General features: G+C 41.1%; 8 protein-coding genes. 3 read left to right on the top strand and 5 right to left on the bottom strand.

Annotation, left to right across the window (positions count from 1 at the left end; genetic code table 11):
• Nucleotides 1-14 precede the first annotated feature (14 nt).
• Nucleotides 15-1,697, top strand: a complete 1,683-nt coding sequence (locus K348_RS0105165) for a glycosyltransferase family 39 protein (protein WP_029903628.1) — start codon at nt 15-17, stop codon at nt 1,695-1,697.
• Here the strand turns inward: K348_RS0105165 and K348_RS0105160 are convergent, their stop codons facing one another.
• The 5 genes from K348_RS0105160 to zupT all read right to left on the bottom strand — a co-directional run bounded on the left by K348_RS0105160 (nt 1,698) and on the right by zupT (nt 11,679).
• Entirely contained in the window at nt 1,698-3,077 is a 1,380-nt protein-coding gene (locus K348_RS0105160) for a hypothetical protein (protein ID WP_029903627.1), read from the bottom strand.
• 17 nt (nt 3,078-3,094) lie between these two features.
• Complete coding sequence (locus K348_RS0105155; protein ID WP_029903625.1) at nt 3,095-3,967, bottom strand: hypothetical protein; 873 nt, start codon at nt 3,965-3,967, stop codon at nt 3,095-3,097.
• Between the two features lie 239 nt (nt 3,968-4,206).
• Complete coding sequence (locus K348_RS0105150; RefSeq protein ID WP_029903622.1) at nt 4,207-5,064, bottom strand: hypothetical protein; 858 nt, start codon at nt 5,062-5,064, stop codon at nt 4,207-4,209.
• 97 nt (nt 5,065-5,161) lie between these two features.
• On the bottom strand, nt 5,162-10,726 hold the full coding sequence (locus tag K348_RS0105145; RefSeq protein WP_029903620.1) for an alpha-2-macroglobulin: 5,565 nt from the start codon (nt 10,724-10,726) through the stop codon (nt 5,162-5,164).
• Between the two features lie 158 nt (nt 10,727-10,884).
• Nucleotides 10,885-11,679, bottom strand: coding sequence for a zinc transporter ZupT (zupT, locus tag K348_RS0105140; RefSeq protein WP_029903617.1), 795 nt, complete (start codon nt 11,677-11,679; stop codon nt 10,885-10,887).
• A gap of 253 nt (nt 11,680-11,932) precedes the next feature.
• Between zupT and K348_RS0105135 the strand changes: the two genes are divergently transcribed.
• Nucleotides 11,933-13,318, top strand: coding sequence for an MFS transporter (locus tag K348_RS0105135; RefSeq protein ID WP_029903615.1), 1,386 nt, complete (start codon nt 11,933-11,935; stop codon nt 13,316-13,318).
• 47 nt (nt 13,319-13,365) lie between these two features.
• Nucleotides 13,366-13,959, top strand: coding sequence for a hypothetical protein (locus tag K348_RS0105130; protein WP_029903612.1), 594 nt, complete (start codon nt 13,366-13,368; stop codon nt 13,957-13,959).
• Nucleotides 13,960-14,031 lie beyond the last annotated feature (72 nt).

Below are 14,031 nucleotides of genomic sequence, written 5' to 3'. Positions count from 1 at the left end.
ACTAAAACCTTTACATGAAAAAAACGATCAAGATACTGAATATACTTTTTATCGCCGTTTCGGCCTTACTCCTTATAATCTTTACCATATCAGGGTGTGAGGGAACCGGAGATATCCTGAATAAGTATATCGGAAATACTGAGTTTTTTATTACAATACGATCTATCATTATTTATTTTAAAACGCCTATATATAATAGTTATTTATTTCTGTTGGTAGAATTAGTCCTTTTCATCGCTTTATTCAGTGTTATTCTCTATAAATTTGATACAGTATATTCATATCCTAAAAAATTCGTTATATTAATAAAGAATGTTATTAATCAGGGATATAATGATTTTCGTTATACACATCTGAAATACATAATAATTCTACCTGTAGTTGTATCGATTTTCTATTCGTATTACCTGCCTCCTACTGCCGATGAAATCGTTACATATAATCAATTTGTAAAACCGTCGTTTTACAAATGCCTGATATATTACCCGTATCCGAATAATCATATATTATACTCTTTTCTGTGTAATATTACCGAGCTTATCCCATGGATGGATGTACTGATGAAGATGCGTATTATTACCATATTCACTTCATTTATTGCTTTGTTTATCGGATTCCGATTTGTAAAAGAAATACTTACCGAGAAACTTTCACTGCTGGCAATGGGGATTTATTCCACACTCTTTCTGGTATTATTTTATAGTAGTGTAGCGAGAGGATACAGCATGTTCCTTCTGTTTTTTATTATAGCCTCTTATTCTGCATTTTGCATTATAAAGAAGAATAATCAAAATAAGCATTGGTTGCTCTTTGCATTTAGCTCGGTACTAGGATTTTATACGATGCCGTCGTTCCTTTATCCTTTCGTTTCATTAAATCTCGTCATATTACTATATAATTACAAGTCTATATCCAAGCAATTGTATTATAATTGCCTCATTGTGCTTGTCACCGCAATACTTTACATTCCGGTATTTATGGTCAGCGGATGGGATATGGTGTTTTCGAATCCCGATGCCCCAAGTATCAGCCGAAGTATGGTGATACATATGATGACTACATTGGTAATGTGGACATATTCGGATAATTTCGGCTTTAATGCATACTATGTGATGATATTCTTTATGTTAGTCGGTGGATACACACTATTGCGGATAAAGAAGAATATTAAGCTTGTTATTTTATTATTTATATTCGGGGTTTTACCTTTTGTGTTTCCACTTATACAAGGAGTATTTCCTTTTTCGAGGACATTTATTTATATAAGTTTTGCTCTTACTATATTAACTGTTCTTACTTTTAAGCAATTACTTTCAAGAATCGAACTGAAACCGACACTACTTATTACACTCATATTGCAGATATCTCTAGTATGTAATTACATATACAAGGTGCCGGAATATACTAAGGGTCTGAACGGATTCAAGGCTTTTACTGAAACATTGTTGGAAGATAATAAATCCTATTTTGTACAAGCTAAAGATGACATAGTGCTTACTTTCGATTTCGAAGCAGAAAGACGTTCTTATAACTGTTATGCAATAAAAAATAGAAGTGCTGAACCTATTAGTGCAGATACTATATTTTCTTACGATTATGTGCTGATTGATCAGGATTTTGATAAAACTGTAAAGAGGAAAGCTACATATTCCATTCCGACAAAATGGAATATAGTAAACGTCTATGTAAAAGAATAATTATTTACTTTTCAATACTTTTGTTATCAACAGGGATAATGTAGTTGCTATCAAAGTAAAACCTAATAAAAGAAAAGGCATATACCACACGATTACATCCAGTTGTACATGCCAGAATGCGTGCTCTTTGAAAATAATGTACCATGATAACGGACATATTACGGATATGAACACTGATAATATGAGCGCCTTATATTTACGGTCTTGTAATTGCTTCGTCAGTAAATAAATGATTGCTGCACAGGCTATAATAATAAGAAACAGGTATATAAACCGGATACGGATAAATATTGGAGAGAATCCCCAGTCAGTACTGTTCTCCCTCAGATAAAATTTAATGACATTGTTCCATGTAAAGAGGAAAGAATCGGTATCTTCTGTTGCTCCGCTTGCAGAAGCAAATTCTCCGAAAGAAGAACGACGAGTAAAAGCAGATTCTATATATCGTATAGCGGCAGTAGGATTTCTCAATAGATTCCAAAGTTGTAAGGCTAATACTATAAACTGTAAGACAAGGGCTCCCAGTGCTACCATAGTGGCTTTTAGCGAGTGCTTCATAAATTTGAGAAACTGCCATCTTTCAAGATATGCATAGTATATTATAGGAATGAAAATGGACAATATAACAGTAGATATAAATTCCAATCCGGAGAAAAAGAATTTGATCGTTAATGCCAGAAACAGCATTGCATAAATCTTTCTGTCCGAAACGTCTTTATGCAGACTATACTTCTCCTCAAGTAATAAAAGCATTGTAAGAAAAGGGACATAGAAATTCCACAGCGACCACCATAAGCCATTACCGCCAAACAAAACTATCCATGGGGAAAGGAAGATAAGAACAAAGGATATGACAGCAGCAATAAATCCAACGTTGCGTAGTATCCAGCCGATGAAAACGAGAAAGCTGATTGCCATAAGTACAGCATTCAGTAAACGGAGTATCTGATAGCATGTTTCTTTACTAAACGGAAGTATCTTCTGTATGAGATAATAAAGCGATGCCTGTCCTCCGGAATGACTTACATATACACAGTACCCGTTCGGAGTCTTTTCTTCTCCGATATAGTATTTCTTCTGGTCGAACTGTGTTTCGGAAATGACATAATCCCTTAGGGTAAGATCATTTACCTGCTCTTCACTGATAATACTATCCGGCCTGCTATGATTAACTCCTGTAAAACCTGAAGCTGCAAAGAACCCGTCTTTCTCTGCTTTTGCCATCCGACCTAAAACAAGCGCTTCTTCGAATGTCTCGTATTCAGTGTATTTCAAGTCAGGAGCTATCTTAAAAAGATTAAGATAAAAGCTCAGGACAAAGAGGATAAAGGCAATTCCATAGAATATCCTTTTGCTATTTCTTGATATATAGCTCTGCATAAATACGTTGTGATGCTTTATTCAGACTTTCCAAATAAGTCTTTAAAAAAGTACTTCGCTTTCCACCAATTGGTATAAAGTTGCCGATATCGGTATCGGTGCCTGTAATGAAATGTCGACTCATAGTAAAGATTGCGGGTAGCCCATATCGGATAATCCTTCAACAGGCCCCAATCATAATTGTCATCGAAAGGACATATCTCATTGAGGGAAACTTCGGCTATCTTATATTTTTTGGCAAGCATGGAATATATACTCTGGTCGTGACGGTTCTCTACAAACCCTTCGAGATTGGGAGAACGCGACGGCTCATCGGTAATAAGGCTGTAATCGTCAAGATAAGGCTGATACCAGTCTTTTACAAACTGCATTACAAGAGGACTTTTTTTAAAGAAGATTGCTGTGGATTCGAATTGCGGAGTATGGGTAAATACCTTATTATCACGCACACCGTAATAATCGAAGATATCACCTTTAGTCCATTCATTATCACAGCGTATCATTTCAGGCATATCGTTTGTGGGAATGACCTGTCCTCTGAAACCTAGAATACCCGTTTCCGATTTCTCAACGATATCGTAGTATTCCAGCATACGTTGACGACCGTCAGGATTATAGAAACAACCAAGGTCGGCATATAGGAGAATATCTCCGTCATTCATTCTCTCTAGTGTCTGAAGTACTAAATATGGCTTCCAACACCAGTAGCCGAAACCACGGGAATAAGGAATTAGGTATCTCCCCCACTTTTTCTTAAAGTCGGCATCGAGATCATTCTCATTATATGTGTATATTTCGTCGAATACATTCAGGCCCTCAGCTGATTTACGATAGCGTTCCGCTCCTTTAAACATGGGATAATTGCCAAATGTGCATAAGACTTTTTTCATATATATAGTCGTGTTAGATTCTGAGTCTATTCAAAAAGTTCATTAAGGTGCTATTATTATACTTACAGGAAAACAATACAGTAAGCGAAATACAGCATAATTCGAGGTAGCTGAAAATTCTACCTGCTTAATAGGTAAATGTCGTATTGTAAAAAGAACGTTATATGTTTGGTTTTGACCTTAGTTATATATTTTGCGCTATTAAGTTATAAATGATTGATATATATAGTTTTATTGAATTAATAGTTGTTGAACGTATCTTTGAACCAGTACTTTAGTGCCCAGATTCTTCTATATAATTTTCTGAGTCTGAAACGGTGCTTGTAGTGATATTTGCTTGTATAATATTTGTCGCGGCGGGCTTGTATCGGATAGTTATCCAATAATGACCAGTCGCGCTGGAAAATTTCGTTGGTGGAAATCTCAGCTATACCGTATCTCTTTCCCAATATGGAATATATGCTCTGATCATGGCGGTTCTCCTTAAATCCCGGAAGGTTAGGTATTCGGGAAAGAGAATCTGTTGCCAGACTATAATCATCTAAGTAAGCCTGATACCAGTCCTTTACAAACTGCATGACTACCGGGCTCTTCTTGAAGAATATAATAGTGGATTCGAACTGCGGCGTATGGGTAAAAGCCTTATCATCATACACATTGTAGTAAGCAAAGACATCACCTTTCGTCCATTCATATTCGTAATAGAGCGTTTCGGGCATCCCGTTATAACTAACTTCCTGACTTTTAACCCCGAGAATCCCTGTTGGCGTCTTCTCTACCATATCATAATATTCGAGCAACCGCATCCTGCCTTTCGGATTGAAATAGCAGCCTATATCAGAATAGAGAAGCACATCTCCGTCATTCATCTTTTCCAATATATTCAGAATAAAATACGGCTTCCAGCACCAATAGCCGAATCCGCGAGAGTAAGGAATAAGATAGCGTCCCCATTTCTTATAGAAATCCTTATCCAGATCCTTCTGGCTGACAGTATGTATCTCATCGAAAATATCCATACTTTCGGCCATCTTCCTGAAACGCGGAAAACCTGCGGTTAAATAATAGCTGCCAAACGTGCAGACTGCTCTCTTCATTATATATGTAGATGAATATTATACAAAAATAGGGTATTTATTTGATAAATACCCTATTCTGCTTATTATTGATAGTCTTTATCAGGCCTCATTATCTCTATTGCTTAACTTCTACCCAGCGTCCGGTAGTACGGCTTTGCTCAGACGGATTGTACATTGGTTCGTTCGTAATAGCCGGAAGATAGAACTTCCCGCAATATGCAGCCTGCAGCCTGATACGGAAAGATGATGAATATCCGGTGCTGATATTATAGTAAGTATATACTCTGTCGTCGCGGATATCCTGATAGTTAAACGCACCTCCGGTACGCTTATCTGCCTCATTAAACAGGCGGGTATTGAATATCTCCCATCCAGACGGGAATATCTGGCTCAATGTCATATCCGTCAGATATTGACCTGAGATATTCTGCACTATAACATCGGCATAAAACTCAGTACCCTGTTTCAAAGAAGTAACATCGATTTCCTTGTTGTTCTCATCCACGTACTTCACATACAGGTTAGTACCGTTACTCTGCGCAGGACTATTATCCACTATCGGCTGCGTACGACCAAGTAAGCGGACAAATATCTGCCCCTGTCCTTTATTCTTAATAGAGATATGAATCTTATTCTGAGGCTTCAATGCTATTTCCTGGAATACATCACCGGAGTTTCCGGTCGTTTGCTTCACTCCGTTCAGTTCCCATTCGTATGAAATAACCCCCTTGCCCATTTTTTCTGCCAGTTTGGACATTGCTATCAGTCCGTAAGCTGCAGTCTGAGTAGTTATATATCTTCCGCTCAACGCTTCGGATACCTTGAATGATAAGGCCAATGCTTTCTCCGTCTTACCCAGCAACAGATATGTCTCCATAATCATCGACATATCACGAGGCGCGCTACCATACGTGTTATTATTGAAAGAATAAGGGCTTACCATATCGCTGAGGTTTGTTATCAACTGATTAGCAGCATCTCTCTTACCTGCCAGTGCATAAGCGGCAGCAAGACGCCATCGTGCCTGAGCAGACAATCCGCTCATTTCCTTCAAACGGTTCATAGCTCCTAATTCAGGCTCTCCGGCAAGGGCGAGGGTATACAAACGGTATGCCTGCTGCAGGTCGGACATCGAGTTGCTGTAATATGAAGTATAAAGGTCTGCTCTATTCCAGTTCTGTGCGGCCTTCTTCTGGAATTGCTTCCATTTGGTTATCACCGATGCCGGTACATCACGTCCTGCACGCTGTGCTTCCACAAGGAAATGTCCAGCGTAATTGGTTACCCATTCGTTCGGGGTGGCATTTCCCGGCCAGTATGCAATTCCTCCGTCGATAAGCTGACGCGAAGCTATCATCCGTATTCCTTCCCTGATATTATTGTCTATCACGTCTTTCTCTTTATTAGAGAACGGACGGAAAGCCTGTACATACAGCAGCGGGAATACCTTAGAGGTTACCTGTTCAGAGCATCCATGCGGATAATCGTGCAGATAGGAAAGGTTCTTATTCAGATCGACACCCGGCATGCGTGATATCTCCATCTTAGCCCAATCTTCATCTTTTGGCGCCTCGAAATTGATTTCGAGCTGTGTAGCTCCGTCTGCAGGGACAAGAGCCTGTGAAGACAAGAGTATTGGAGGATTCGGATTGCGGACTTCTATATTTATGGTCTCAGTGGCAGATTCGCCGTTTCCGGTGGCTTTGATTACAATCTTTTCGAAACCGGTCTTCTTACCCACTTTTACTTTGAAATACACCATTTTATCGCCCGTTTCGGTAAAGGATACCGATTGAGTGGTTCCTTCGGTAAACTGGAAGAGTCCTGTAGACTGAGCGCTAACCGACACGTTCTTCACTTTTTTATCCATAGCAAATACATTGATCGGAAGCAGTATCTCTTCGTCAGGGCCTGCTACACGTGGCAATGTAGACAATACCATCAACGGATTGCGTACCGGAACGGCTTTTTCGGCATTACCATATGCACCTTTGGTATTTCCGGCAACGACCATCAGGCGTACCGAACCGAAGTACGGCGGCAACGTTATCTTATGTGTATCTGTTTTACCGCCACTAAGTGTGAACGGCCCCAGATATTTGACTACCGGTTTGAAGCGGCTCATGGTATTATTACCCGGTTTCAGAGCTTCATCCCCTCCGATACTCAACAGCGGGCCGAGTTTTCCGGTCTGCGCTCCTACTACCATATCGAACATATCCCAGGTACGTACTCCCAGCGCCTGACGCGAATAGAACTCACTCCATGCATTCGGTGTGCGGAAAGATGTGAGATCAAGCAAACCTTCATCCACAATAGCGAGAGTATAGGTCATATCCTTCTTGTTCTTTTCAGTAACGGAAACCGTGAATTCCTTTTCAGGCCGTAGTTCATCCGGCATACTGATAACAGGAGTCAGTTTCGTTTCGCTGTTTTCCACATTTATATTCAGTACGCCATACATACGTATCGGCAAGTCATTATCCGTCTGCGCATGAGGCTGGAAGAGACTGGCGAAAATATAGAAGTTCGGCGCCATTTCTTCTGTCACCTTAAATGTATGCTTCGTATCTTCTTTTGCCGTTGTCGATACCCATTCGCGAGAAATTACACGTGAACCGTCTTCAAGGCTTATCAATGCACGTCCCTCTGAACTCTTAGGCAAAATAACCGTTACGGTTTCACCGACTTTATAACTTTGCTTATCTGTTGTAAACGACAACATAGTCAATCCGCTAGGATCCTGCTTATCGGAGCGTCCGCGCCACGACGGCCAGTCGGCATACAGCAAGCGTCCGGAAACATGTCCTCCGTCTTCGTCGGTAACCATTATCAGGTAACGGCCCCATTCAGGGTAATCGACACGGAATTTCACTTTGGCTTTTCCTCCGCCTTTAGTTGCTATCGTCTGGTCCAGTATAACCTTAGTAGATGTATTGTTCACGTATGAAGACAAATTATTGTTCGAACTCCACCACCACGACCAATCCAGTTTATATATCTTAACTTCCAGATTAGAACGGTTTACCGGCTTGCCTTGCGGGCTAAGAGTAACTATATCTATCATATTGTCCTTATCTGTTTCCAGCCAGCCATATTGGGTATCGGTCGGCGACTTTATCCCGATATAGGCTGGGAAAGGAGAATAAGCTGCTGTCTGCGTATAGATACTTGCATCTCCACCGGACTCGAATACCCGCGAAACAATATTGGCACGCAACATGCCCGGAGCACTTGCAGCCTGTGGGAGATTTCCTTCTACACTGGCATTACCCGATGCATCGAGCTTTCCGTCGAAGACTGTATACGTGTCCGATGAGAAGTTGGAAGCCGGATTGTTGAATGCATAATTCTCATAGCCCTTGAAAGGTGTACCTACCGAACTCAATGTCATTTCCACTTTGGCCGCAAGATTTGCAGCAGGCGCTCCATGCAACCACTGCGATGATAGTTCGGCTGAGAAAGTACCCGAACCGGCATCAATCATTTCTCCTGCATCCAAGCGTACTTTGAGACGGTTAGGTTTTACTGTCTCTATTTTCAACGTTTTATAGAAAGTCACACCTCCTACTTTCACCCGTGCCTGCCAGTTACCGGTAATCGCACTGGCATCGGTAGCCATGCGGAACGGATAGAAACCATACTTGCCGGATGTGGAAACATAGCGTTGCGCCATCTGTCCGCGAGGGGTATATAATTCAAGTGATACAGGATGTTCCTTAGGCAAGGTATTGCCTTTATCTTCCAGTATGAAAGTTACAAATATGGAATCACCCGGACGCCATACACCGCGCTCACCATATACATAGCCTTTTAGACCTTTTTGTATCTCTTTACCGCTCACATCGAAGTTGCTCAGCGAAAGCGAGAGATTGGAAGTCACTTTAAGATATCCTTTTTCCTTGTCGCGCGATGCTATTACCACGAAAGGAACACCGCTTTTGAATTCTACATCGGCAAAGCCGTTGGCGTCGGTTCGTCCGCTTCCTATGCGCTGCATCTGATAGTTGTATATATCGACCACACCTCCCGATATAGGTTTTGTGGAAAGGATATCCGTAAGGGTAACATACATCTTCTTGTCTGCGCCGAGTTTAGCTGTCATCCCTATATTCGAAGCCAACACAACACAACTGTAAGACTTATTAATATAAAATGTCGGATGACACGGATTTTCGCGCTCTTCCCAGTCATAATCATCCCAATCCCATTCGTCGGAATAATAGTAGCCCGGATTGTCCCATTTGGCTTCTTCTTCCTCTGATATCTGGTTGCTGAATCTTTCAAGGCTGGCTTCTTCCGGTATCTGTGGAACTGCTCCGCCACAAGGATACAAGGAATATTCTTTCTTCATGGTGAACTCCACACGGTAAACGGCTCCCGGATCCTGCTTGATCATCGTAGCCAGATCGAGTGAGAAGTTGTTCCATTCTTCGAGTTTCAAAGTCGGGTCTTCATCCAGACGCACGCGTTTCTTTAGTATCAGGCGGCCGAAGCGTTTCAGTTCGTCATTTCCGCCAAAGTTATTAGCCTGTAAGTAACCGAGAACATTGTTCTCATATATCTTGATAACCTTCACATCTACCGCCCACAGATTTACCGCCTGAAACGGTATTATCAGATTGTTGGAATTAGGTAGTATATTGCCTGTAGCAGTCAGCTTTATTTCAGGCTTATTGCGTTCAAAGTTGACACTGTACGTATAATCCTGTTTCAGAGAAGCATTGGCCACGCTCTTCATTTCTTTGTATACGGTGAGCTCAATACTTGTACCACGGGTTGTCTTATCCAGATAAAGTCTCAGCACATTCTTCTCTATATCATAAGAAAAACTTTCTACATTGCCCGGCTTCACTAAGCCATGTATATTCTGGTTCAAAGAAAGCGGATCGCTGAACGTGACACGGATACATTCCTGCGGGTCATGTTCCATGGCTACATCTATGACTTCAAACTGAGGTATCTTAGGTATTTCAATCTTTATATCCTCCGTCTTTTTAAGGCCTATCGGATCTCCGTTTACATGAAGCGTATATTCATTACCCGCATCGTCTCTGTATAAGCTATCAATCAATAGGTTGAAGCGGCCTTTTGTCTGTGCGGGGCTAACTTTAATCTTTGCCTCTCCCGCTTTATCCCCTCCAGAAAGTTTGAACATCTTAGTAACATTATCCAATGGCGCATCATCAGCTAAAAGCACTGTCGCCTGTACCGAATTCCACTTCAGGTCGGTTTCCTTAATAGGCGAGTAAGGCATCATGCTAATACTGTAGTTCTGACCAGGTATATGGAAATGGAAGTAGAACTCTTTGAAGTCACGCTCTACCTTCAGCACCTTATCCAGTTCGAACCAAGCCTCATATTCTTTTCCGGGCTGTAGTTCTCCCTGTTCGGGTACAAACTTTATGGTGCGGTTGCTGGACCAATAAGCCTTTCCTTTGATAGAAGGGGAAAACCTGAAAAGCTTTTGGTCTATCTCTTTATTCAGCTCAACTGTCGGGATGTCCTGAGTAAGTTCTATCTGTATCTCCGATGACGAAGATACTTTACCGTAGGTAAATGCTGCTATATACTTGGCAAATGCAGGATTGATTTCCCGTTTACCGTCCCTTTTGCATGAGTTAGCAATAAAGAGGCACGACAATAGAAAGAAACTGAGGAAGAATAGATGCTTTTTCATAACGATACCATTTGTGTCTATTGTGTTTATTATAAGATACTAATTTACAAATATAAAAGAATATTCGGGATATACAGAGCGTTAAATCCACTATTGTAGGAAGTTGCCGCCTGCAATGACGAAATAGTATCCTGACTTCACGTAATTAACAATTGAAACTATACAAAGAGGTAAAGACTGAATGCCATGACCAGCATACCGGCGACCAATCCCATAATGGAAAGATGATGCTTCCCGTACTTCTCAGCACTGGGCAACAGTTCGTCGAGGGAGATGAAAACCATGATGCCGGAAACTGCAGCCAGAATAATTCCGTTCATAACCGGAGTCCAGAACTGCATGAGGAAAAGATAAGCTATCAGCGCACCGAAAGGTTCGGCCAAACCGGAAGCAAATGATAGCCAGAATGCCTTTTTGCGGCTACCCGTAGCATGATAGATAGGAACAGCTACGGCAATACCTTCGGGTATATTGTGTATGGCAATTGCTATGGTAATAGGTATGGCGACATCCAAAGAACCAAGGGCAGATGTAAAAGTGGCGATTCCTTCGGGAAAGTTGTGTATAGCTATAGATAGGGCGACAACGATACCCGTCCGTTTCAAAGAACGCTTGTTATCCATATCCTCTACCCCTTGTATCTCATGCGGATTGAGGGATTTAGGAATGGCAAAGTCTATCAGGTTGATAAATGCTATACCGGCGAAAAAGGCAAGTATCAGATACAGCGTCCCCATTTTCTCCCCAAAAACCAGCACCAGTTCCTCTTTGCCCTGCGGCATCATTTCCATAAAAGAGACATAGAGCATAATACCTGCCGAGAAACCAAGTGATGCACAAAGGAACTTGGTATTGGTATGCTTGGCTATTAAAGCGATCAGACTCCCTATGCCTGTAGATAAACCGGCAACAGCTGTCAGGATAAATGCAAGTAGAATATTCTGTTCGGTCATGTACGCACGCTGAAATATTAATAAACAGGCTACAAAGATAAAATATTGTTGGGATGTACCGCGAAAATTTCAGGAAGAAGCCTGTAATTGTCAGCGATTATTGCCCTATAGTATAAACATTTTGATAATTTTACAGGTTATTTATAAAACGACATATATATATGATAAATAAAGGCCCCTATAATATTCATTTCATACCTATTTCCTTTTGAAGAATCGGTATATCTTGAGATATAGATAAAAAAGAAAAAATATGACACAGGAAACTCATAATACAAGCACCGGTGCCCTATTATTCATTATTTGTCTGGCTGCATCCTTAGTCCCATTCATGGGTTCGGCGCTCAATCTCGCATTACCGTATATCAATAGCGACTTGTCGCTCGACGCCGTTATGTCGGGGTGGGTGCCTACTTCTTATATGCTGTCAACAGCCATATTGCAGATACCCTGCGCCCGTATAGCCGATATGATAGGACGCCGTAAGGTATTTATCTGGGGTGTTATTGTCCTCACTATATTTTCGATATTGAGCGGACTGGCAACTACCGGATTCAGTCTTATAGCATACCGTCTGCTTGCCGGTATCGGTAGCGCAATGATGTTTGGAACCAGCACAGCAATCCTTACTACTTCTGTACCCGTAGAGAAAAGGGGTAAAGCCTTGGGGATGGTTGCTGCATCGGTGTACTTTTCTCTGGCGGCAGGCCCTTTTATCGGGGGAATCCTTACTCAGTATTTCAATTGGCACAGCATATTCTTCGTATCCGCAGCGGTCAGTTTCATCGTAGCTATCGGCGGTATCGTTATAATAAAAGACGACTGGAAAGAAGAAACGAAGAGCAAGTTCGACACCGTCGGTTCCATCTTATTTGCAGCAGGTCTGTCGGCACTGATATACGGTTTTTCGGAACTCCCGCATACCAAAGGCTTTATCTTTATAGTCAGTGGGGTAGCGGTTCTCTTATGCTTCGCAGTATATGAGAAGAAGCAGGAATCTCCTGTATTCAATATCAGGGTATTCCTTCAGAACAGAGTCTTTCGGCTCTCTTCTCTTTCTGCCCTGATTAACTATTCGGCTACATTTGCCATATCTTTTATGCTTAGCCTTTATCTGCAATATGTCAGAGGATTGAGTCCGCGTGATGCAGGTCTGTTGCTGATTCTGCAATCTATTATTCAGGCATTTGCATCCTTAAAGTCAGGAAGCCTCTCGGATAAGATGTCTGCAACATTTTTGGCAACACTCGGCATGGGGATAATAGCAGTCGGACTTGTAGGCCTGTGCTTTATTACGGAAACTACCAGCTTTTACTTCCTAGGAGCAATACTTGTACTTCTAGGACTGGGATTTGGCATATTCTCTTCTCCGAATACAAACATTATCATGAGTTCGGTAGAGAAAAAGCATTACGGACTCGCCTCCGCCACCATGGGGACCATGCGTCTTACAGGTCAAGCATTCAGTATGGGTATCGCAATTATGGCCATTTCCATTATGATAGGAAATGTGGAGATGTCACCCTCATTATCTGCCCAATTCATCGCAAGTATGCGCATTACGTTCATCATATGCCTGATACTTTGCCTGTTCGGCGTATATGCCTCATCGGTAAGGGATAAGAAGAAGAAATATTAATAAAGAACTAGAACAACTTAACACTAAATTTTAAACTAGCTTTAACTATGGAAAAAGACTTTAATTATTACATTATTGAACCGGTGATTACCGAACGGACTGTCTTGTTGATGAACAATGGAGGAAGTGGGCCGAACAGCACTAATTTTCTATACTATGAAACCCCTGTAGCAAAAAACTATCTCGCACATTTGCAATTTTTGATTCCCAATAAAAATCCCGATATGGATGTTGATTTTCTGCGATTAGATACTTATTCTGTCTTTTCCGAGAAGGTGTGTGATGCTCTAAAACCGTATCTGCCAATTAAAAACTTCCAGCTTGTTAAAACGGTCATCAATGAAGATAGCAAGGAATATAAGGGATTTTGGATAGCTGCCATATACCACAGTATCCGGACATTTGATGAAAAAGCAAGTGTGTATAAGAAGATAAACAGAAGCGGAGAATGGGTTGGCATCAGGAAAATTGTTTTGGATAAAGAATGTTTATCGCAAATCCCTATTGAGGAACGCCTCATGTATAAAGCAAAAGAAGATACAGGGCTTAAACTATACCATGAGTCAATTATAAATATCATCAAATCAGTCGATCCCAAAGGATTAAAGTTTACACCAATAGAGAAATGGAGCCGGATATAATACTTCAGTATTTATTTACTATGAAAAGAGACAACAACTATTACATTATCAAACCTCTGTTACATAACAAGC

Origin of the sequence: Prevotella sp. 10(H) (genome assembly GCF_000711235.1) — a bacterium.
GTDB lineage: Bacteria > Bacteroidota > Bacteroidia > Bacteroidales > Dysgonomonadaceae > Dysgonomonas.
Note: the sequence above shows the minus strand (reverse complement) of the source record. Positions and strands in the feature narration are given on the sequence as shown.

Bases quoted from the DNA above. Each gene is read 5' to 3' on its own strand.
- K348_RS0105165 (WP_029903628.1), top strand. From the start codon at position 15: ATGAAAAAAACGATCAAGATACTGAATATACTTTTTATCGCCGTTTCG.
- K348_RS0105160 (WP_029903627.1), bottom strand. From the start codon at position 3,077: ATGCAGAGCTATATATCAAGAAATAGCAAAAGGATATTCTATGGAATT.
- K348_RS0105155 (WP_029903625.1), bottom strand. From the start codon at position 3,967: ATGAAAAAAGTCTTATGCACATTTGGCAATTATCCCATGTTTAAAGGA.
- K348_RS0105150 (WP_029903622.1), bottom strand. From the start codon at position 5,064: ATGAAGAGAGCAGTCTGCACGTTTGGCAGCTATTATTTAACCGCAGGT.
- K348_RS0105145 (WP_029903620.1), bottom strand. From the start codon at position 10,726: ATGAAAAAGCATCTATTCTTCCTCAGTTTCTTTCTATTGTCGTGCCTC.
- zupT (WP_029903617.1), bottom strand. From the start codon at position 11,679: ATGACCGAACAGAATATTCTACTTGCATTTATCCTGACAGCTGTTGCC.
- K348_RS0105135 (WP_029903615.1), top strand. From the start codon at position 11,933: ATGACACAGGAAACTCATAATACAAGCACCGGTGCCCTATTATTCATT.
- K348_RS0105130 (WP_029903612.1), top strand. From the start codon at position 13,366: ATGGAAAAAGACTTTAATTATTACATTATTGAACCGGTGATTACCGAA.